We start from the raw sequence: 20,468 nt of genomic DNA, 5'->3' as shown, positions 1-20,468 counted from the left end.
GTTGTCGTTCGGAATGCGCGGATGGAATAGGAAACTCACCATTTCACTATTTCACCACCTCACCGCCCGGGTACAAAAAAACCGTCGAACAAGTGTACGACGGTACCCGGATGAAAAGCTGTAGCAGAGGCTCCGGGCCGTACCTTTGTAGGTGATGCAAGAACTGAGTCTGCCGCCTTTCGACTACAAAGTTACCCAATCCGGCGAAAATTTGCTAATCTGGGATATTCTGCGCCGCAAACAAGTGGTGCTCACGCCCGAGGAGTGGGTGCGCCAGCACGTGGTGCACTACCTGATTGACCACCTGGGCTATCCTAAAAGTTTGCTTAGCCTGGAGCGGGGCCACGCCTACAACAAGCGCCAGAAGCGCACCGACCTTTGCGCCTTCGATGCCGCCGGCAAACCCCTGCTGCTGGTGGAGTGCAAGCGGCCGTCGGTACCCCTGACCTCGGCCGTGGCCATGCAGATTGGCACGTACAACCAAACCATCGGCGCGCCGCTGCTGCTCGTGACCAACGGCGTGCAGCACTTCTGCTGGCGGGTGCATACCCTGAGCCGTACCAACCAAGCTCTGTCGTTTATCCCGACTTACGCCGAGGCCCTGGAGCTGCTGGCCGTAGCCCGCCCCGAGTAGAGAACGTCCGCCGGGTAAGCCGGGCTTGACAACTAGCGCGGGTACAGGGAATTGTCGAGCAGGCCGTTGGTGAAAAACTGCAGGCAGGCCTTCAGCTCGTCGCCGTACTGCTGCAGCTTCTGCGGGTCCGGGTTCGGGAGCGGCTCGGCCGGCATGTTGTGGGTCTGGTAGGGGTAGAGCCGCACCTGGTTGGTGGCCGTTAGCTCCGTCACAAAGTCGCGGTGCACCAGAAAGTGGGAGTTGTCGCGCAGGAAAATTGCCCGACCGGTAGTTGTGGAGTCAAACACCGAGTAGCCGAAGGGCAGCAGCTGCTGGTCGGCCCGGATGCCCAGGTAGTCGATAACCGAAGGCGTCACGTCGGCCTGCTGGGTGATGCGGTGCACGTCGGCGGCGGGCAGCTGGCCGCCGGGGTGGTAGAGCAGCAAGGGCGTTTTAAAGGAGCCCAGCACGTTCTGGTATTCGGGCCGCAACGTCTGGGAGGTGTGGTCGGCCAGCAGGATGAACAGAGTATTCGCAAACCAGGGCTGCCGGGCCGCTTCCTTGAAAAACTGGCGCAGAGCAAAGTCGGTGTAGCCGATGGAGGCGTGGATAGGCAGCTCGCCGGGCGCAAATTTGCCCTTGTACTTGGCCGGCACCGGAAATGGCTCGTGCGAGGTCAGGGTGAAGACCGTCGACAGAAAGGGTTGGGGCTGCTTGCTTAGTTCCCGGGCAAAATACTGCAGATAAGGTTCGTCGAAGATGCCCCAGTGGCCGTCGTAGTCGGGACTTTGGGCGCCCCCGGGGTACTCGTGCAGGCCGTAGTAGCGCTGCATGCCCGCAATACCGCTGAAGGTGTTAAAGCCCATCGTGCCGTTTTCGGCCCCGTGAAACACCGACGTAGCGTAGCCGTGGCGGCCCAGCAGTTCGCCCAGGCCGTGCAGCTCGTCGGTCTGAAAGTTGGAGGTAATAAAGGGGCTTTCCATCAGGCCCGGCAGGCCCGCCAGCACCGCCGGCAACGACTCGATGGAGCGGCGGCCATTGGCGTAATGCTCCCGGAAAAACAGCCCCTTCGTAGCCAGCGAATCAAAGAACGGGGTGTAACCCTTGCCGCCGTTTTCGATGCCGTTGTACTCGGAGGCAAAGCTTTCAAGGAGCAGAATGACCACGTTGTCGCGCCGGGCCCCGGGCCGGGGAGCGGGCTTGTGCACGGCCAGGGCTTGCTGCAACGCCTGGGGCGAGCTAAAATATTGGCGCCGCTCGATGGGTTGGTAGCCGAAGCTTTTCTGGAAGGTAAAGGTGCTGTTCAGCGTAACGTGGCCCAGAATCGGCGGGGTCGTCATGAAGGCGTGGCCCGTGCGCAGGGGCTTGAGCTGCAGCCCGCCCCGAATGCCGAGCACAGTCAGAGCGGCCAGCACCACTACTTCCAGGGCGGGGCGGGCAAAGCGCCGGATGGTGCGGGTCTCCCGGGCGTAGTACTCGGCGTCGGGAGCGGTGGGCAGGGGGTAGAAATACCACAGCAAGCCGAAGAGCAGGCAAAACGGAATCAGCAGAAACCAGTAGTGGCCCACGAGTTGCCCGGCCTGCCGCTGAATGTCGCCGGTGATGGTGAACAGCTCGTTGCTGGTGCGCCGCCCGATGAACTTGAAATAGATGCTGTCAATCAGGTTGATGGCCAGCCCCAGGGCATTGAGCACCAGATACACCCCGCGCAGGCCCCGTTGCCAGCCCCGGCTGAAATTCGGCACCAGGGAGAGCAGCAGAAAGGGAATATTCAGCAGTAGAATGGCCGAAATATCGAACCGGAAGCCGTGCAGAAACGCCCACAGAACCTGGGTGGTGCTGGCTTCCCGGAAAGCGGCGTGGTTGGCCAGATAAAAGCCCAGGCGCAGCAACAGGTAAGCGCCCATCAGCAGCCACAGGCGGCGCGCCAGCAAACGCATCAGCGGGGGAATCAGGCGGGCAAACACGGGCTAGTCCTGGCTGGGCTTGAGGTGAATCCGCTGGCCGCTGGGGAGGTCCTTGATCTGCCGGTAGAAGTCGGCCAGCCACGCCAGGCGCTCGGCCGCCGGCAGGGGCTTCAGGCGCGACTTATTCTCGGCCGAGGCAATGCACACGGGCGGGTAGAGACTTAGCAGCTGGCCCGGCTGCAAGGCCCCGCCGCGCTGCTGAAACCCCCGCAGGGGCTCCATGCCCAGGGCATCGAGCGGAAACTTCTCGACCCCGAACAAAAAGTGTTTGAAGTCGACTTCCAGGTCGGCCAGTTCCCCGGTTTCGGTGTCCAGAAACAGCACCGCGTCGCCGCGCAGCAGAAACTGGTTGCCCACGCAGTCCTGGGCGAAGGGAATGTCAGTTTCAAGCACCGCGTCGTAGGTGCGCCAGAAAGCCCCATCACTGTGCCAGGCCGTGTGTAGCGAATGCCAAGCGGGTTCGGCCACGCAGCCCCGGATGTGCAGCCCGCCGAAGTAGGCCACCACGCCGTTTTGCTCGCGCAGAAAAGCCTGCAGGTAGGAGGGTAGGCGGGCAAAGCTCACGAGGTCGGTCAGCTCGCCGCCGGTATACAGAATTCCTTTCATGGAGTACGTTACAAAAAAGCCTTCCCGACGGCTACGTCAGGAAGGCTTTTTTTAGCTAAAAAGAGGCTTAGGCAGTAGCACCTTCCAGCACGGAATCCACGCTTACCAGCGGCAGGTTCCAGGCTTCGGCTACGCCGGGGTATACCACTTCGCCGTGCACCACGTTCAGGCCCAGGCGCAGCGAGGCGTCGCGGCGGCAGGCTTCCTGCCAGCCCAGGTTGGCCAGCTTCACGGCGTAGGGCAGCGTCGCATTGGTCAGGGCCAGGGTCGAGGTGTAGGGCACCGCGCCGGGCATGTTGGCCACGCAGTAGTGCACCACGTCGTCGATGATGAAGGTCGGGTTTTCGTGGGTCGTGGGCTTGCAGGTCTCGATGCAGCCACCCTGGTCCACGGCTACGTCAACGACCACCGTGCCGGGGCGCATGGTCTTGAGCATGTCGCGGGTGATGAGGTGGGGCGCCTTGGCCCCGGGAATCAGCACCGCGCCCACAATCAGGTCGGCCGTTTTGATGGCTTCGCGGATGTTGTATTCGTTCGAGTACTGGGTTACCACGTTCTTGGGCATGAAGTCGTCCAGCTCCCGCAGACGGTTCAGGCTGATGTCCATAATAGTTACCTGAGCACCGAGGCCGGCGGCTACTTTAGCCGCCTGCGTGCCCACGATGCCACCACCCAGAACGAGCACATGGGCGGGCTTTACGCCGGGTACGCCGCCGAGCAGAATGCCGCGGCCTTTCAGGGGTTTCTCCAGATACTTAGCGCCTTCCTGGGGTGCCATGCGGCCGGCTACTTCGCTCATTGGAATGAGCAGGGGCAGGGCGCGGGAAGGCAACTCCACGGTTTCGTAGGCCAGGCACACGGCCTTGCGCTCAATCATGGCGTGGGTCAGCTCCTCGCCCGAGGCAAAGTGGAAGTAGGTGAACAGCAGCTGGCCTTCCTTAATCAGGTTGTATTCCTCTTGGATCGGCTCTTTTACCTTCACAATCATTTCGGCCTTTTCGTAGACAGCCGCAATGGTGGGCAGAATAGTCGCGCCGGCCTGCTCATACTCAGCGTCCTGAAAACCGCTGCCTTCACCGGCCGAGGCTTGTACATACACGTCGTGGCCGTGCTTGCGGAATTCAGCCACGCCAGCTGGGGTGAGGCCGACGCGGTTTTCGTTGTTTTTGATTTCTTTCGGTACGCCGATGATCATGGCAGGAGCTGAAGAGTGGGTGGTGGAGAAATACTGTCTGAAAACGGCCGCAAAGATAGGAAAGAAGCCGGCTTCGTGGGTGTAAAATGCGGCTATTGACAAGGAAGGTTCCGCCGGGTTGCATTTGTGGCAAACCAGCCCCGCATCGGAAGCTCCAAACCGCAGAGGGCAGCCTTAAGCAGATTCGCGCTTGCCAACGCTTTTTTCTCCTGACGCCAGGCCGATTCCTGACTAAAGCAAAAAGCCCTTGCCAGTAATTGGTAAGGGCTTTTTGCTTTGGGGTGTTGCGCCAATGCTAGAACGAATGTGGCCCTGCTACCGGCCACTGGAGGCTGCCCAGGGCTTACTTAAACGGCACCGCCACGCCGCTTTCCTTCACCATGCTGGCACCGTTCAGGTCACGCACCACGTTGGCCGTCAGCGTGAGCTTGGTGTCGCCGTGCAGGTCGTTGGAGCCGATGGTTACCGCGTCGCTCATCTTGCCCACCGTACGCTGGGCGTAAATCAACTCGACCGTCGCGCTCTGGCCGGGCTTGATGGGGGCAGGCGACGCCTTATAGCCTACGCAGTTACACGACGAGCTGAGCGTGCCCAGCACCAGATCCTGCTTGCCGGTGTTTTTCACCGTGAAGCGCGCCACGGGCTGCTGCCCGGCTTCCATCTTGCCGAAGTCGTGGGTGGCGCGGTCCAGCACCAGGCGCGGCGACTGGGCCAGCTGGGCCGGCGTCAGGGTGGCCTTCACCTCGTCCTTGCTCAGTACGTTGCCCTTAATGGTGAGCACCGAGCTGGGCGTGGTGGCGTTGCTGGTTACGGTTACGGTTTTGTTAAAAATTCCGGGCCGGCCGGCGCTGCTGTACATGGCTTTGATAATGCCGCTTTTGCCGGGCAATACCGGGGTTTTGGTCCAGTCCGGGGTGGTGCAGCCGCAGGACGCCTGCACGTTGGCAATGATAATGGGCTGGTTGCCGGTGTTTTTGAATTTGAACTCGTGGGTTGCCATGGTGCCCTCCGCCACGTTGCCGAAGTCGTGCAGTTCCTTCTCAAACGTCATAACGCCCTGGGCGCGGGCGCCGAATTGGAGCAGGCCCAGAGCCAGAGCCAGAAACAGGGAGGCAAGGTTTTTCATAGTCGGTAGATACGTAAGAGTCAAGACAGAAACGGCAGCCTGGCCGGCCGCTCTACCCCAAAGATAGACAAAAACCTCCCTCCTGCGTAGGGGTGGCAAATGCTTGGCTCGTGAAAGCTCGCGCCCAAATCCGTACTTTTGGGCGTCTGCTTCGGCGGGCCTCAGTTCCCACCCTGATTTTTTGCCCTCCATTCCCGCCACTTCCTGTTGATATGCCCACTGCTGAACCCCTCGTAGCGGCCGCTGCCGCCCTAAGCAAAGAAGAATTGCTCCGCGACTACCGGCTGGCCTGGGAAAGTCGCCAGGCCTCGCTGGCCGGCCGCAAGGAAGTATTCATGGGCAAAGCCAAGTTCGGCATCTTCGGCGACGGCAAAGAGCTGCCCCAGCTGGCCATGGCCCGCGCCTTCCAGCCCGGCGACTTCCGCTCCGGCTACTACCGCGACCAGACCTTCATGCTGGCCGCCGGCGAGCTGACCCTGCAGCAGTATTTTGCCCAGCTCTACGCCACCCCCGACGCCGAAGCCGAGCCCGCCACCGCCGGCCGCGCCATGAACGGCCACTTCGCCACCCGCCTGCTCGACGAAGACGGCAACTTCAAAAACCTGGCGGAGCGCAAAAACTCCTCGGCCGATATTTCGCCCACGGCCGGTCAGATGCCCCGCCTCGTGGGCCTGGCCTACGCCTCCAAGCTCTACCGCCAAAACCCCGAGCTGCGCGAGCTGACGCAGTTTTCGGTGAACGGCAACGAAGTAGCCTTCGGCACCATCGGCAACGCCAGTACCTCGGAAGGCATGTTCTTCGAGGCCATCAATGCCGCCGGCGTCCTGCAGATTCCGATGCTGATTTCGGTCTGGGACGACCACTACGGCATCTCGGTGCCCGCCGAATACCAGACCACCAAGCAAAGCATCAGCGAGATTCTGGCCGGCTTCCAGCGCAATGCGCCGGGCGAGCAGGGCTTCGAGATTTTCGTGGTAAAGGGCTGGGATTACCCGGCCCTGGTCGATACTTACCTCCGGGCCGCCGAGGTGTGCCGCCGCGAGCATGTGCCCGTGCTGATTCACGTCACGGAAGTAACCCAGCCCCAGGGGCACTCTACTTCCGGCTCCCACGAGCGGTATAAGAGCAAGGACCGCCTGAGCTGGGAAGAAGAGCACGACTGCCTGCGCAAAATGCGCGAGTGGATGCTCAGCGAAGGCCACGCCACCGCCGAGGAACTCGACCGGATCGAGAACGAAGCCAAAGACGTGGTGAAAAAAGCCCGCGTGGCGGCCTGGGACGCTTTCTTTAACCCCATCAAGCAGGAGCGCGACGAAGCTGTGGCCCTGCTCGAAAAGCTGGTAGCCGAAACCGGTAAGGAAAACAGCCTGCACGACATGGTGGAGCTGTTGCGCCATAACCCGACGCCCATCCGGGCCGACATCGTGCGCACCGTGAAGCGGGCCCTGCGTCTGGTACGCGAGACGCGCAGTGGTGCCCGCCGCAACCTGCAGAACTACCTGGAGCAGGCCCTGGCCGAAAACGCCGACCGCTACAACTCCTACCTCTACAGCCAGAGCGAGCAAGCCGCCCTCAATATTGAGGTGGTGCCCGCCGAGTTTGCGCCCAATACTCCCCAGGTTGATGCCCGGGAGGTATTGCAGGCTTGCTTTGAGGCCAACTTCCGCCGCGACCCGACCATCTTTGCCATCGGCGAGGACGTGGGTAAAATCGGGGATGTAAACCAGGCCTTTGCCGGCCTGCAGGATAAATTCGGCGAGTTGCGCGTGACCGACACCGGAATTCGGGAGTGCACCATCGTGGGGCAGGGCATCGGGGCGGCTTTGCGCGGTCTGCGGCCCATTACCGAAATTCAGTACCTGGATTACCTGCTCTACGCCATCCAGATCCTGAGTGATGATGTGGCCTGCTTACAGTACCGGACCAAGGGTGGGCAGAAAGCTCCCCTGATTGTGCGCACCCGCGGCCACCGCCTGGAAGGCATCTGGCACTCGGGTTCCCCCATCGGCATGATTCTGAGCAGCATCCGGGGCATGCACGTGCTCGTGCCCCGCGACATGACCCAGGCCGCCGGCTTCTATAACACCTTGCTGCGCTCCGACGAGCCAGCCCTGGTCATTGAGTGCCTGAACGGCTACCGTCTCAAGGAGCGGATTCCCCGGAACGTGGGCGAATTCACCGTGCCCCTGGGCGTGCCCGAAATTCTGCAGCAAGGCTCCGACGTCACCGTCGTGACCTACGGCTCGATGTGCCGCATTGTGCAGGACGCCGCCCGGCAGCTGGCCGAAGTTGGTATTTCGGTGGAAATCATCGACGTTCAGTCGCTGCTGCCCTTCGATATCGACCACGTCATTGTCGACAGCCTGCAGAAAACCAACCGGGTGCTGTTTGCCGACGAGGACGTACCCGGCGGCGCCACGGCCTACATGATGCAGCACGTGCTCGACGAGCAGCAGGGCTACCGCTTCCTCGACTCCCAGCCCCGCTGCCTCTCGGCCCAGGCCCACCGCCCGCCCTACGGCTCCGACGGCGACTATTTCTCCAAGCCCAACGCCGAAGATGTGTTCGACGCCGTGTACGAACTCATGCACGAGGCTGACCCCAAGCGTTTCCCGGCCATCTACTAGGCGGCAGAAAGGCAAAAGCCGGCCGGATGTCAGGGCATCCGGCCGGCTTTTTCGTGAAGGTCTGTCTGGAAAGCCGGCTGCTACGGTTTCTCTACGATGTAGCTGGATGTGGTGATTTTGTTGCTCTCGTTCAGGGCCCGGTCCATGATGGTGACTTCAAACCGCACCTCGTCGCCGGGGCGGAAGGGCGTACCCAGAAAGAAGGGTGTAGTCAGCGTCAGGGTGCCTTTCAGCGGGCCCGGCTTGGCATCGGCACTGAACAGGGGGGGAAAGCGGCTGTTGTATTCCCCGGTGCTGCTGGTGGCCACGGCTTCAAACGGCGAGTTGGGGTTGGTACGCTTATAGGGAGTTATAAAATAGTTGTGCGTGGTGCGGTTGTAGGTTCCGTCCGGCTTGGTGGGGTTGTAGGGTGCTTCCTGGTCGCCGGTAATGGAGAGGCCCAGGTCACCGTCGCCGTCGGTAAAGTCGATGGTCAACCGCACCGAATCAACCGGGGTGTAGCCAATGCCGAAGTTGTAACGGTCTACCTTCAGTTCCTTAAAATTAATCTGGGGCGCTGTAGGATAGTCCGGGGCCTGCAGGCAGGAAGTCAGCAGCCCGGCGGTAGCCGCCAAGGCAGTAGTAATTCCGATTTTCAGCGTACGAAACATGGTCATAGAAAGCAGCAATAGAGGTCGTAAGAAAGGGCTGCACCCAGAGTCGGAAGGTACAACTTCTCAACGAAGTGCCGCCGCAATTGTTATACTAATTCGCTAACCACGCCGCTTGCCAATGAGTTTCCGCGCCGAGTTTCTGTCCGAGCTTTTCAGCGTTTCCGCCGCCACCTTCGAGCCCCTGGCCTTGCGCCTGTTTCGCCACCAGGCCCGGCATTGCCCGCCCTACCGGCAGTGGCTGCAGCTACTGGGCTGCCCGCCCGAATCAGTTACCCGCCTAACGGACATTCCCTTTCTGCCCATCGAGTTCTTCAAAACCCACGAGGTGCGCACCGACCCCGAAGCCTGGCAGCCCCAGGAGGTGTTTTTGAGCAGCGGGACCACCCAGCAGCAGCGCAGCCGCCACCTGATCCGGGACCCGCAGCTCTACCGCCAGAATGCCGCCCGCATCTTCGAGCAGGTCTACGGCAGCTCACTCCGCGAGTGGACCTTCCTGGCCTTGTTGCCTTCTTACCTGGAGCAGGGCCAGTCGTCGTTGGTTGCTATGGTCGATTATTTCGTCCGGGAATCGGGGCAGGAGCAGTCGGCTTTTTTCCTGCACGACCACGCCGCGCTGTTGCAGGCCCTACGCCAAGCCAAGCAGGACCCGGCGCGGCGCGTCATGCTCATTGGGGTGTCGTATGCCCTGCTGGATGTGGTGGCTGAGTACGGCCCGGCCCCGGAGCTGCAGAACCTGACGGTGCTCGAAACCGGGGGCATGAAAGGGCGGCGGCGCGAAATGATTCGCGAAGAGCTGCACGCCGAATTGCAACAGGCCTTCGGGCCGGCCGGCATTCACTCCGAATACGGCATGACCGAGCTGCTGTCCCAGGCCTATAGCCTCGGCGACGGCCGTTTTCACTGCCCCGCCCCGCTACGGGTGCTGCTGCGCGACCCCGCCGACCCGTTCTCGGTATCAACTTCGCGCCCCGACGGCGCTATCAACATCATCGACCTGGCCAACATCGACTCCTGTGCCTTCATCGAAACCAAGGACCTGGCCCGTATGCATCCCGACGGCTCTTTCGAAGTGCTGGGAAGAATGGATAATTCGGATGTGCGCGGCTGTAATCAGATGGCGGGGTAGGGGCTTTCTGTTAAAGGCAAGCGTTCCAAATCCCGTGTCCTTGCCAGGAGGCACGACAAAGCCATCCGTCCTCTGCGTAGGTAGTCACGACCTTTTACCACAAAGCCCTTTCCCGTACGCAACGAGAAAGGGCTTTTCATTTTAGAGGGCTCGGCCTATTTCAGCGGACGGGTTGCGTCGTCCGGCGTCCTGGCAAGGACAGGGGTATTGCGAGGACTCTTGGCTAGAACAATGGCTTACTTGCCGGCAAAGGCCCGGGCGTCGGCTTCGGTAATCGTGTCGTCGCTCATGATGATGAGGCGCTCCACCACGTTGCGCAGCTCCCGGATGTTGCCACGCCAGTCCAGACTGCGCAGGTAGTCGAGGGCGGCCTGGTCGATTTTCTTGGGCTTGTCGCCGTAGTCGCGGGCAATATCCTGCAGGAAGCGCTGCACGAGGTCGGCGATATCGTCGCGGCGGTCGTTCAGGGCCGGCACTTTGATCAGGATAACCGAGAGGCGGTGGTAGAGGTCTTCGCGGAAGTTGCGGTCGGCAATTTCCTGCTGCAGGTCCTTGTTGGTGGCCGCAATAACGCGCACGTTCACGGAAATCTCCTTTTCGCCGCCCACGCGGGTAATCTTGTTTTCCTGCAGGGCCCGCAGCACCTTGGCCTGGGCCGAGAGGCTCATATCGCCGATTTCGTCCAGAAACAGGGTGCCGCCATCGGCCTGCTCAAACTTGCCGATGCGCTGCTTCACGGCCGAAGTAAACGAGCCCTTCTCGTGCCCAAACAACTCGGATTCAATCAGCTCGGAGGGAATAGCGGCGCAGTTTACTTCCACCATGGGCCCGTTGGCGCGGTTGCTAAGCTCATGCAGGTTGCGGGCTACCATTTCCTTACCGGCCCCGTTAGGGCCCGTAATCAGCACGCGGGCATCGGTAGGCGCTACTTTGGCAATCTGCTTGCGCACGGCTTCGAGCTCAGGCGAAGAGCCAATCATTTCCGAGCTCTTGGCAATCTTCTTCTTGAGCGTCTTAGTCTCGGTTACCAGCTTGGTGCGGTCCAGGGCGTTGCGCACCGTTACGAGCAAGCGGTTTAGGTCTGGCGGCTTCTGGATGAAGTCGAACGCGCCTTTCTTGGTGGCATCCACGGCCGTATCGATGTTGCCGTGGGCCGACACCATGATGAAGGCCGCGTCGGGGGCCGCAATCTGGGCGCGCTCCAGCACCTCAATGCCATCCATCTTGGGCATCTTGATGTCGCAAAGCACCACGTCGTACTTGTTCTTGATGAGCATGTCGAGGCCGGTGGGGCCATCCTCGGCCTGGTCGACGGTGTAGCTCTCGTACTCCAGAATCTCCTTCAGGGTGTTCCGGATGGCTTTCTCGTCGTCAATTATCAGAATTCTGGGCATACGGTTGAAAGGGGTGTGGGCAGCGAATGTAACGAAAAGAGTGAGCCGCGCAGTGCAGGTCCCCGCGAAAAACGCGCGGGGCGCCGTAGCTGCCTGCCGTTGAGAGCTGTATCCGCGTCGGGCGCAATGCTCGCCAGTACGCTACGGCTCAACGACACGACCAAGCCTTTCGATACATCTTGTCTCCAAGCAGGGATTCAGCAGCAGGGCTACCGGCAGTAGCCTCAGGCTAAAACGGCCGCCGCACCCGAAGCTGCGGCGGCCGTTTTGCGTGCCGGTGATGAGTCTGTAAGCCGGGTTTTGTCCGTGTTGCCACGGCCCCACCATTTATCTAGGCCAGTCCTCGCGGAAAGGCTCCATCAACCTACCCGCTGGCGCCGGACGAGCCGCCCGGTGCAGGGCCTTGCGGCCTTGCCTACCAGCTTATTTGGTCTTTCAACCCCTGAGGTTTACCCAGCCGGCGTGGTTGCCCAGCCGCTGGTGCGCTCTTACCGCACCTTTTCACCCTTACCGGCCGCCCAAAGGCGACGTAGGCGGTAATTTTCTGTGGCACTGGCTGTCCTGGTTCACTTTACGCTTGCCAGTCCTTCCCGTTAGGAAGCAGGGTGCTCTGCGTTGCCCGGACTTTCCTCGTCGCCGGAGTTGCCTCCCTTGCCGCGGTGGGGCGACCCATCACTGCGGGCAAAGGTAGGGCTTCTCGGGCTGGTAGCCTAACTCCGGCGCCGACTCGGTTGCGTAGAGCAGCGACCGGCAAGTGCTGGGGAGCGTTGGGAGTGTAGGGTACTACGGCATGGCGCATAAATGCGTGGCCTCTTGAATTGACTCCCAAGTGCTGGACACGAGCTGATAAGCAGTAGGACTAAGCCGTGGTGTTATGTGACATGTTCAAGGAGTATATTGTATTATAATATATAATTAAACCTATTAGCATAATTCTATACAAATAACCCTTGCGCTGCCTTTATACCAGGTTATCAGTGTTTTTATTGATATGTGTACCTACTTATGTGGTTATTCATTGAAGTTATTTCAATAACAGAAGGAATTCTTTGTGACGAAAACAAGTTGGCTCCGTACACAGCACAAGCAGTCGGCGCGAAGAGGGAATTGAACTTCCCGGAGTTGTGCCTGCCAGCTGCACAGCTTGACTGTAACAGCTTCACCTTCTTTCTTTTTCACCATTACCCCCAGTAGAATGCAGAAGAAACAACACAATGCCCGGTTTGCTTGGTTATTGAGTGCTTCGGCAATTGCGGCCAGCACCCTGTTCACCGCTTGCTCACAAGAGAATGTGCAGCCAGCCGAGCCGGGGGTAACCCAGAGTAGCAGCGACGCTAAGTCGGAAGAAGGCACAATTCCCGGGCAGTACATTGTCGTGCTCAAGGATGGCGCCGTGGAACTGAGCGCCGGTGAAGCCTACTCGGAAAAAGTAAAGAAGGTAAAAGAAGTAGGCCAGGGCATTCTGAAGTCGCGGGGCGCCCGTGCCGAAGCCCTGGGTCATGCCTACGGCCACGCGCTGAAAGGCTTCTCGGCGGCCCTAACGGCGGCCGAAGCCAACGACCTGCGGACCGATGCCCGGGTAGCGTACGTGGAGCAGGACCGGATTATTTCACTGGGCAAGCCCGGCGGCGGTAGCGGCACGGCGCAGCCCGCCCAGGTGACTCCCTACGGCATTACCCGCGTAGGCTCGGCCGACGGTACCGGCCGCACGGCCTGGGTTATTGATACCGGCATCGACTTGACCCACCCCGACCTGAACGTGGACGCGGGCCGTAGCAAGTCGTTCCTGACGAGCGGCGCCAACTACGCTTCACCCAACGACGGCAATGGGCACGGCACCCACGTAGCGGGCACCATTGCCGCCAAAAACAACACCATTGGAGTTGTAGGCGTAGCCGCCAATGCTACGGTAGTAGCGGTGCGCGTACTGGACTCCCGGGGCAGTGGCTCCAACTCGGGCGTTATTGCCGGGGTAGACTACGTAGGCGCCAATGGCAAGGCCGGCGACGTGGCTAATATGAGCCTGGGCGGCGGCGTGTCGCAGGCCCTGGATGATGCCGTGCTGCGGGCTTCGGCCGGGGGCGTACTTTTCGCCCTGGCTGCCGGCAACGAAACCGACGATGCCAACAACCACTCGCCGGCCCGGGTGAATGGTGCCAACATCTATACCATTTCGGCCATGAACAACACCGACAGCTGGGCATCCTTCTCCAACTTCGGTACTCCGGTAGATTACTGCATGCCCGGCGTCAGCATTCAGTCGACTTGGCTGAGCGGGGGCTACAACACCATTAGCGGCACCTCCATGGCCACGCCCCACATGGCCGGTGTCCTGCTGCTCAAAGGCAAAGCCTTTACCACGAGCGGCACCGTGAAAAACGACCCGGATGGCAAAGCCGACCTCATTGCTCATCTGTAAGCGGTAAGTGACTCAACAGAAAAGGCCCGCCGGATATCCGGCGGGCCTTTTTGGGTCTGGATTTATTGCCCAGCAAGGCTTACTTGGCCTCCCATACATTATTTCCCTTGCTGTTATCGGGCGTGTAAAGATGACCCAGCACCACTTTCTTCACGGCTTTTTTACCATCGAGCGGCACCGTGACGGTTTTGCTGCCGTCCTGCCACACGGCAATGGTGCGGTGCAGCTTCTGGGTCGAGTTGTCGGCGTAGGTCACGGTCAGGTCTACGGGCATGGGCTTGGTTCCCTTCGACTCCACGATGATGCTTTGCTGGGTTACGCTTTGCAGGGCCTGGTCGGGGTAGCCGCCGTCGATAAACCAGCGCTGCCAGAACCAGTTCAGGTTTTGGCCGGCGCCCTCGTTCATCGAGTTGAAGAAGTCGTAGGGCATGGGGTGCTTGCCGTTCCAGTTGCGGATGTAGGTGTGCAGGGCCTTGGTGAACAGCTCGTCACCGAGCAGGTCGCGCACGTAGTAGTAGCCCATAGCGGGCTTGGGGTAGGAGTTCAGGAAGAAAGGCGTGCCGTTCTGCTGGGTGGTGAGGGTAATGATGGGCAGGTCGTTTTCCGAGTCGGCGGCGCGGGCGTAGGGCTCCACGCCGTAGTCGTCCTGGAGCTTGGGGTCGATGATGTTGCTGATGATCCACTCGCCGATGGTGGCCCAGCCCTCATCCATCCAGGCGTACTTGGTTTCGTTCACGCCCATGTAGAACGGGAACATGGTGTGGAAAATCTCGTGGTCGGTGAGCGTAATGGCGTCCTCGCGGGTGGCCACGGGGTTGTCGTTCACCATCATCGGGTATTCCATCTGGTCGAGGCCGTCGAAGATGGTTTCGTGGGCGTAGGGGAAGGGCCACTTGGGGAAAGTGTAGCTCATGGCCTCCACCGTACGGCGGGCAAAGTGCACCACCTCCTTGTAATCGGCGTGCTTGGTATTGTAGACGGCATCCACGCGGGTGCGGCGCTTGGTGGCGGGGTCGACGACCAGGCTGGTGGATTCCCACACGTAGTGGTCGGCGGTGGCGAAGACGAAGTCCGTCACGTTCTGGGCCTCGAAGCGCCAGGTATTCTGGGCGTTGGCGGCGGTAATATCCTGGCGCTTCAGGTCACTTTCGTCGATGATGTGCACCACAGCATCGTTCTTTTCGGCGTCGGCCAGGCGCTTGGCGTACTTTTTCGTGAGTACTTGGTCGGCATTCTTCAAGTCGCCGGTGGCCCACACCACAAAGTTGCGGGGCACGGTGATGGCCGCCTTGAAGTTGCAGAAGTCGTTGTAGAACTCCTGCGAGCCGTTGTAGACAAAGCGGTTCCAGCCGTCGATGTCGTCGTAGACGGCAATGCGGGGGAAAAAGTAGGCCACAAAATCGGCGCCGGGCTCAATTTCGCCGGTGCGCATGTGGGAGCCTTTGTTCAGGGTGTAGGCGTAGGTAACAACGACTTTGGCCGTCTGCTTGGGCCCAATGGCCTTCACGGGCACCGGCATATTGGTGGCATCGATGCGGAGCTTCTTCACGTCCAGCACCTGCCCGTTGATGCTCATGGCCGAAATCTTGACTCCGTCGTGAATGTCTTCGGGCGAGAAGGTGGAGGAGCGGGGGGCACCCTTCTGGTAGAGGTTGGGGTAGAGCTTAAACCAGAGCTGCCGCAGCGAGTCGGGGCTGTTGTTGAGGTAGCTGATGCTGACGGTGCCGGCCACGAGGCGGGTTTTGGGGTCGAAGCTGACCTTGAGGTCGTAGTCGGCCGTATTCTGCCAGTACTTGGGGCCGGGCTGCCCGTTCTGGGCGCGGGTACCCTGGGCGTAGGTCTTTTGCAGACTCAGCGGAACGGGCAAGGTGGTTTGGGCCGCGGCGAAGGTGTAGACTAAAAACAAGCAGGCCGTAGCCAGGAAGCGGGGAAAGGTGGGGGGCATATACAAGCAATAGGTTACTGCAAAGTAACGAGGTTCGGGCCGGGGCTGCGTACGGCCCCAAGAAAGGCCGTGCTTTCCGGCCCTATTCCAGTCAGTAAAGGGGGCGCGTCGGCCAGAAGCCGCGGACCTGGTAACAAAGCAGTGGAGAGAAGGTAAGGGTAATGGGGTTACTGCTGGCTGACACTGACAAGCAAGCTCTCAGGTCGTTACCAGATTTTCGGCCCGCAACTCCTGTTCGCCGCTCCAGCGGTAAGCCACCAGCTCCCCGCCGCGGGCCACGCTGTAGTCGAGGCAGACGGCGTGGGGGCGCAGAATCTGGGGGGTGCCGCGCAGCCAGTAGTGCCCAAAGAAAACGGGCGTTTCCTCGGCGTAGTGGTAGGCGTCAGGCAGGCTGGCGTGGTCGACGGGCAGCGGGTCGAGGTCCGGAATGCTTTCCAGGTAGTAGTCGGCGTAGGTACAGCTTTGGGGGTTGCACCACCAGCGGATGCGCATTTTGGTGCGCTCATTCCGGTCCTTGTCGTAGAAGCTCAGCCCCGGGGGCAGGGTAATTTCCTTGCCTTTCAGGGTTTCTTCAATGGCGTGGTACTCGGGGGTGCTGCGGTCGGTGGCGCGCAGCAGCACCGCGTCCGTCAGGCAGTCATTGGTCAGCACCGAGCGGAGGAACTCAATGTGGCGTGGGTCCCAGCAGGCGTGCACGACGCGCAGCTGGCCCAGATCCAGGAACAGGGGCAGGGTTTTGAACCACTGAATGTAGCCCTGCCACTCCTCGAATAATTCGCGGCTGTTGAACTCCTCGATGGTGCGCAGGTGCTGCAGAATGTTGCGCGGCATGTGGGGCCGCAGGTGGCCGCCGCGGGGGTGCTTTTCATGAAACGCAACGGCGTTATACTCGTGGTTGCCCATCACGGCCCGGGCCGCGCCCCCGTCCACCATAGCCCGCACGATGTGCAGGGTTTCCCGGATTTTGGGGCCGCGGTCCACAAAGTCGCCCAGGAAAATAACCTGGCGGGTCGGGTGGCGGTACACGCCGTGTTGCTCGGTATAGTCTAGCTTGAAAAGCAGCTGGCGCAGCTCGTCGGCATGGCCGTGAATGTCGCCGATAAGGTCGTACATGGGCAAGGGTAATGGGGCTAAATAAACGTCAGGTCGAGCACCGCGAGGCAGTTCGCGTGCAATAGTAAGGCTCCCGCGTAATCTGACGGCCGCGCAGCCAATGGCATTGCTGCGTGCTCTGGCATAGGAGTACCATTGCCGTAGAGCCAATTCGACCCGCTCAGCAGGAGGTTCTTTTGCCAACCGAGTCAGCACGCGTGATTCCGTGGCAGGCTCGGCACGAGGTTCTGCTGTGCCGCTTTTCAATCACCCATTTCCTGGCTCACCTGTTCCAGAATCTGCCGCCAGTACTTCAGAAACAGCATATGGCCTTCGCCGGGCAGCATGCGCAGCGTGGCGTGGGGCAGACGGGAGCCCAGGTAGTAAATGGGCGCCGGATGCCAGATAAAGTCGTCGGTGCCGTGCCAAATGGTGGTCGGGGCCTGAATGGCCGACAGGTGAAACCGGGGCGGCCGGCACAGGGCCCGGCCGTCGTCATACACGCCCTGGCCGCGGTGGCTGAAGCCGTGCTGGGCCGCGTCGCGCAGCACAATGCGCGACACGGGGTTGCCCGCTTCTTCCTGTTCGGCCGGGCCCAGCAGGTTCATAAACCGGTCGATCATGCGGTCCGGTTCCCGGGTCCACTGCCGGCTGAGGCGCAGGAACAGCGGGCGGGCCAGCGGGGCGGTGTAGTCGTTGAGAAACTTGATGGTTTTCCAGCGGGGCGGCAGGTGGCGGTAGGTGGCGGGCTCCCCCAGCGGCAGGCAGGTGCTGAGCAGGTGCAGGGTAGTTGTTTGGGCCGAATACAAAGCCGCCTGGGCCTGGGCATACAGTCCACCCGCCGACCAGCCCAGCAAACCCACCGGCCCCGCAATCAGCAGCGCCTCCAGGCCAAACAGAACATCGTCCGCAAACGACTCCAGCGTCAGGGCCGTGTGCACATCGGAGAGGCCGACACCGGGCCGGTTGGGCGCCAGAATCTGGAGCTGGAGCTGTTCCAGCAGCTCGGCGTGGGGCGGTATGCTCAGGCCCGAAGAAGCGTAGCCGTGGTGAAACACCACCGGCCGGTGCGTCGGGTTACCGTAGCGGATTATTTCCAAGCGGCGCTGGTCGGGCAACGTGACGAGCGTGGATTGGGCAAAAACGCTGGGCATTGGAAAGCGGGAAAGAACTGGCCGTCATTCCGTGCGAAGGCGCAGAATGACGGCCGGATAGTGAAAACTACAGGGTGAAAACTACTTCAGCCGAACCAGCGTGGCGCCGTAGCCGAACTTCTCCTTCTGAGAGTCTTCGAAGAACTTGATGTCCTTGTTGCGGCTCAGCAGCTTGTGCAGCTCCTTGCGCAGGGTGCCGTTGCCCGAGCCGTGGATGTAGATGATTTCGTGCATGTTGGTAGCCAGAGCCCGGCTCAGCGTATCCTCGAAGGCTTCGAGCTGCAGCTTGAGAATGGCCGTGTTGCTGAGCGGGGGCTCGGCTTTGGCAGCTTCGGGGTCCAGGGCTTCCAGGTGCAGGTCTACCTCGTGGGGCGGGGCTACCAGGGCCTTGGCCGGCTCGGGGGCCGGGGCTACGGCGGCCGGTTTGGCCGGGGCATTGCCGCTGAGCTGCTGCTGCAGGGTTTCGGCCAGCTTCTCGGGGGCTACGGCCACGGGAGCGGCGGGCTTCTCGTCGAGCTGGAACAAATAGGCCTCGCGCTGCAGCACCGGCACGTTGGCCTGCCGGCTGGTGTAGAAGCTGTTGGCTTTGAACTGCACCCGCTTGGTGAGCAGCTCGTAGGCCGTGGCGTCGTTCAGCAGGTGGGGCAGCAGCTGAATCACCGGGGCGGGCCACTTGTCGAAGTCCCTCAGGTGCCAGTGGCCCAGGGCCTGGCTCACCGACTTGGCCTTGAGCTTGTCGGCGGCCAGGGCCCGGTACTGGCCCTGCAGCTCCTCGCCGTAGGTGAAGAGCACGTCGCGGTCGGTGTGGTTGATGATGTGCAGGGCCAGCAGCTCCGGCGACTGGTGCACCAGGGCCAGGTACAGGCCTTTCTGCACCGGAGCAGCTTTGGCGGCCGGCGGCCCCGCCGGTCCTTCCGACTTGCCGGCGGTTGGTACGGCTGGGGCAGATACGCCCGCGGCCTTGGCGGCCCGGGAGGCGCCGCTGGAGGCCGCCTTCTTTTCAGCGGCTACGGCGCTGGCACTTTGCCCGAAGGCTTTGGTTTCTTCGGCGGCTACGACCACTACTTCGCGGCGTAGCACCGGAATGGTAAAGTCATTGTCGATGGCTACTTCTACCAGCTCGTTGTCGAGCAAGCGGGTGATGATGCCTTCTTCGCGGCCGGTAAGTAAACGGACCCGGTCTCCTACGTTCATATCGGAAAGGTTGAGTGCTAGGTGTTGAGGGCAGAATCAGGCCGGTGTTGAGCTAGTAGTAGCCGCTACAGCCGGGGTATTCTGCCGGAGCAGGGGCGCAAGGTACGCAGAATTGCCCCGCAGCCTTGTACGGCGGTAAGGGCCGGGCAGGCAAACCAGAGCAACAAACACCAGCCAGCTAGCAGTTCCTAATAGTAGAGCCCGTGCATCACCAGGCCGCGGCGGGAGTTGTATTCCAGGGCCGGGGCCGGCAAATGGAAAATACTGGCCACGTAGAATACTTTCTTCAGCAGCTTGCTGCGGGTCGGGATGCGGCGCAGGTTCACATCCAGGCTCAGGTAGTACTGGCGGTAGGAGCGCAGGCCCAGGGCGGCGTTGGCATCGGGGTCGTTGAAGACCATTTCCTGGGCCCCGTAGCCCACGGCCGGCTGCAGCCACTTGGGCCACTTGCTTTCGGGTTTCAGCCAGGCGGCCACATCGGCGCAAAGCCAGTAGGTCTGGCCGTTGTAGTCCTTCAAATGCTGCTCGGCCAAGGACTTGCCCAGCACGTTGGGCCGCAGCGGGGCATAGCGGGTGGTGTGAAACGAGTACTTGGGCATGAGGCGCACTTCGTTCCAGGCCAGCTGCTGCCCCATGAGGGCAGCCGAGCCCAGAAAGTTGGCCGCCAAGTCGGTGGCCGAAGCCCCGTAGGCCGGGTCGCGCCCGTCGAGCAGCTCAATGGGGCTTTGCAGCAGAAACCCCACGAAGCCCCCGTACCAGGTGGCCGTGCGGTCGGGCAGGCCCGCCCAGCGTAGCATGTCCACCGCGCCCCGGCTTTCGTGAAACGCGCCCCAGAAATGCCCGGCTTTGTCCATCTGCCGCCACTCCGATGCATCATCAAACCAGTGAAAGGCGCTGCGCTGCCCCGTGTACCAGCCCTGGCTCAGCAGATACAGGGCCCCGGTATAGCTCACGACCAAGCCCCCGGCCAGAATAGGCAGCCGGCGCCCCGGGCGAGTAGAATCGGGCGGGGCCGCCAGCGGCAGGGAAGTGGGCCGAGGCCGGGCCGGACGGGCAATGGTATCGGGCCGGCTGGCGGGCTGGGCACGGGCAGCCAGTCCGCCCAGGAGCAAGCTGCCCGCCAGCAGGGCAGAGCGAACAAGACCAGCACGCGAGCAAAGCAAAAACGTCATTCGGAAGGGGAGGGCGGCGCGAAAAGCAAGGCGTCAAAGCTACGGATAAATGCGGCGGCCGGATGGTTGGCCCTGGACGTCAGGGTATAATTTTTACCCGCTTTGCCCGCATCATTATCCTGTTTAACTTGCGTAATATTTTCATGTTTGCCCGACTCTCCATCTTTCACCAATTCCCACATTTT

15 protein-coding genes and 1 other RNA gene are annotated in these 20,468 nt (G+C 61.3%); 4 read left to right on the top strand and 12 right to left on the bottom strand.

Annotated elements, in window-relative coordinates:
* The first annotated feature begins 154 nt into the window (after positions 1-154).
* Positions 155-634 (top strand): type I restriction enzyme HsdR N-terminal domain-containing protein, encoded by a 480-nt coding sequence (locus E5K02_RS06675; RefSeq protein WP_135393283.1) that lies wholly within the window; start codon positions 155-157, stop codon positions 632-634.
* Between the two features lie 32 nt (positions 635-666).
* Here the strand turns inward: E5K02_RS06675 and E5K02_RS06670 are convergent, their stop codons facing one another.
* From E5K02_RS06670 to E5K02_RS06655, 4 genes are all read right to left on the bottom strand, one after another.
* Positions 667-2,580, bottom strand: coding sequence for an LTA synthase family protein (locus E5K02_RS06670; protein ID WP_135393281.1), 1,914 nt, complete (start codon positions 2,578-2,580; stop codon positions 667-669).
* A gap of 3 nt (positions 2,581-2,583) precedes the next feature.
* Positions 2,584-3,186 (bottom strand): SMI1/KNR4 family protein, encoded by a 603-nt coding sequence (locus E5K02_RS06665; protein WP_135393280.1) that lies wholly within the window; start codon positions 3,184-3,186, stop codon positions 2,584-2,586.
* A 67-nt stretch (positions 3,187-3,253) separates the two neighbouring features.
* Positions 3,254-4,381: an alanine dehydrogenase gene (gene ald / locus E5K02_RS06660; protein WP_135393279.1), complete on the bottom strand. Its 1,128-nt coding sequence runs from the start codon at positions 4,379-4,381 to the stop codon at positions 3,254-3,256.
* Between the two features lie 343 nt (positions 4,382-4,724).
* Positions 4,725-5,507, bottom strand: a complete 783-nt coding sequence (locus E5K02_RS06655; protein WP_135393278.1) for a DUF1573 domain-containing protein — start codon at positions 5,505-5,507, stop codon at positions 4,725-4,727.
* A gap of 212 nt (positions 5,508-5,719) precedes the next feature.
* Here E5K02_RS06655 and E5K02_RS06650 point away from each other — a divergent pair, with 212 nt between their 5' ends.
* Positions 5,720-8,134, top strand: a complete 2,415-nt coding sequence (locus tag E5K02_RS06650; RefSeq protein WP_135393276.1) for an alpha-ketoacid dehydrogenase subunit alpha/beta — start codon at positions 5,720-5,722, stop codon at positions 8,132-8,134.
* Between the two features lie 80 nt (positions 8,135-8,214).
* Here the strand turns inward: E5K02_RS06650 and E5K02_RS06645 are convergent, their stop codons facing one another.
* Positions 8,215-8,790 (bottom strand): hypothetical protein, encoded by a 576-nt coding sequence (locus E5K02_RS06645; protein ID WP_135393274.1) that lies wholly within the window; start codon positions 8,788-8,790, stop codon positions 8,215-8,217.
* Positions 8,791-8,905: 115 nt separating this feature from the next.
* Between E5K02_RS06645 and E5K02_RS06640 the strand changes: the two genes are divergently transcribed.
* On the top strand, positions 8,906-9,913 hold the full coding sequence (locus E5K02_RS06640) for a long-chain-fatty-acid--protein ligase (protein ID WP_135393272.1): 1,008 nt from the start codon (positions 8,906-8,908) through the stop codon (positions 9,911-9,913).
* Between the two features lie 236 nt (positions 9,914-10,149).
* Here the strand turns inward: E5K02_RS06640 and E5K02_RS06635 are convergent, their stop codons facing one another.
* Both E5K02_RS06635 and rnpB read right to left on the bottom strand, forming a co-directional pair.
* Positions 10,150-11,307 carry a sigma-54-dependent transcriptional regulator gene (locus E5K02_RS06635; RefSeq protein ID WP_135393270.1) on the bottom strand — a complete coding sequence of 386 codons (1,158 nt, stop codon included), beginning with the start codon at positions 11,305-11,307 and terminating at the stop codon, positions 10,150-10,152.
* A 273-nt stretch (positions 11,308-11,580) separates the two neighbouring features.
* Positions 11,581-11,983, bottom strand: an RNA gene (gene rnpB, locus E5K02_RS06630) — RNase P RNA component class A.
* Between the two features lie 519 nt (positions 11,984-12,502).
* Between rnpB and E5K02_RS06625 the strand changes: the two genes are divergently transcribed.
* Positions 12,503-13,726, top strand: a complete 1,224-nt coding sequence (locus tag E5K02_RS06625; RefSeq protein ID WP_135393268.1) for a S8 family serine peptidase — start codon at positions 12,503-12,505, stop codon at positions 13,724-13,726.
* Positions 13,727-13,805: 79 nt separating this feature from the next.
* Here the strand turns inward: E5K02_RS06625 and E5K02_RS06620 are convergent, their stop codons facing one another.
* The 5 genes from E5K02_RS06620 to E5K02_RS06600 form a co-directional block, all read right to left on the bottom strand.
* Positions 13,806-15,671, bottom strand: coding sequence for a M1 family metallopeptidase (locus tag E5K02_RS06620; RefSeq protein WP_167856307.1), 1,866 nt, complete (start codon positions 15,669-15,671; stop codon positions 13,806-13,808).
* A 198-nt stretch (positions 15,672-15,869) separates the two neighbouring features.
* The gene (locus tag E5K02_RS06615; protein WP_135393266.1) at positions 15,870-16,784 is read right to left on the bottom strand and encodes a metallophosphoesterase; all 915 of its coding nucleotides are present in this window, start codon (positions 16,782-16,784) and stop codon (positions 15,870-15,872) included.
* 242 nt (positions 16,785-17,026) lie between these two features.
* The gene (locus E5K02_RS06610) at positions 17,027-17,917 is read right to left on the bottom strand and encodes an alpha/beta fold hydrolase (RefSeq protein WP_135393264.1); all 891 of its coding nucleotides are present in this window, start codon (positions 17,915-17,917) and stop codon (positions 17,027-17,029) included.
* Between the two features lie 81 nt (positions 17,918-17,998).
* Positions 17,999-19,111, bottom strand: a complete 1,113-nt coding sequence (locus E5K02_RS06605; protein ID WP_135393262.1) for a Smr/MutS family protein — start codon at positions 19,109-19,111, stop codon at positions 17,999-18,001.
* A 188-nt stretch (positions 19,112-19,299) separates the two neighbouring features.
* Complete coding sequence (locus E5K02_RS06600) at positions 19,300-20,283, bottom strand: DUF2279 domain-containing protein (protein WP_135393260.1); 984 nt, start codon at positions 20,281-20,283, stop codon at positions 19,300-19,302.
* Positions 20,284-20,468 lie beyond the last annotated feature (185 nt).

Origin of the sequence: Hymenobacter metallicola, assembly GCF_004745645.1 — a bacterium.
Taxonomy (GTDB): domain Bacteria; phylum Bacteroidota; class Bacteroidia; order Cytophagales; family Hymenobacteraceae; genus Hymenobacter; species Hymenobacter metallicola.
This window is presented reverse-complemented; position numbering and strand designations above follow the sequence as displayed.

Coding starts and splice junctions, on each gene's coding strand:
- E5K02_RS06620 (WP_167856307.1), bottom strand. CDS start 15,671: ATGCCCCCCACCTTTCCCCGCTTCCTGGCTACGGCCTGCTTGTTTTTA.
- E5K02_RS06600 (WP_135393260.1), bottom strand. CDS start 20,283: ATGACGTTTTTGCTTTGCTCGCGTGCTGGTCTTGTTCGCTCTGCCCTG.
- E5K02_RS06640 (WP_135393272.1), top strand. CDS start 8,906: ATGAGTTTCCGCGCCGAGTTTCTGTCCGAGCTTTTCAGCGTTTCCGCC.
- E5K02_RS06655 (WP_135393278.1), bottom strand. CDS start 5,507: ATGAAAAACCTTGCCTCCCTGTTTCTGGCTCTGGCTCTGGGCCTGCTC.
- E5K02_RS06625 (WP_135393268.1), top strand. CDS start 12,503: ATGCAGAAGAAACAACACAATGCCCGGTTTGCTTGGTTATTGAGTGCT.
- E5K02_RS06635 (WP_135393270.1), bottom strand. CDS start 11,307: ATGCCCAGAATTCTGATAATTGACGACGAGAAAGCCATCCGGAACACC.
- E5K02_RS06665 (WP_135393280.1), bottom strand. CDS start 3,186: ATGAAAGGAATTCTGTATACCGGCGGCGAGCTGACCGACCTCGTGAGC.
- E5K02_RS06610 (WP_135393264.1), bottom strand. CDS start 17,917: ATGCCCAGCGTTTTTGCCCAATCCACGCTCGTCACGTTGCCCGACCAG.
- E5K02_RS06645 (WP_135393274.1), bottom strand. CDS start 8,790: ATGACCATGTTTCGTACGCTGAAAATCGGAATTACTACTGCCTTGGCG.
- E5K02_RS06675 (WP_135393283.1), top strand. CDS start 155: ATGCAAGAACTGAGTCTGCCGCCTTTCGACTACAAAGTTACCCAATCC.
- E5K02_RS06650 (WP_135393276.1), top strand. CDS start 5,720: ATGCCCACTGCTGAACCCCTCGTAGCGGCCGCTGCCGCCCTAAGCAAA.
- E5K02_RS06605 (WP_135393262.1), bottom strand. CDS start 19,111: ATGAACGTAGGAGACCGGGTCCGTTTACTTACCGGCCGCGAAGAAGGC.
- ald (WP_135393279.1), bottom strand. CDS start 4,381: ATGATCATCGGCGTACCGAAAGAAATCAAAAACAACGAAAACCGCGTC.
- E5K02_RS06615 (WP_135393266.1), bottom strand. CDS start 16,784: ATGTACGACCTTATCGGCGACATTCACGGCCATGCCGACGAGCTGCGC.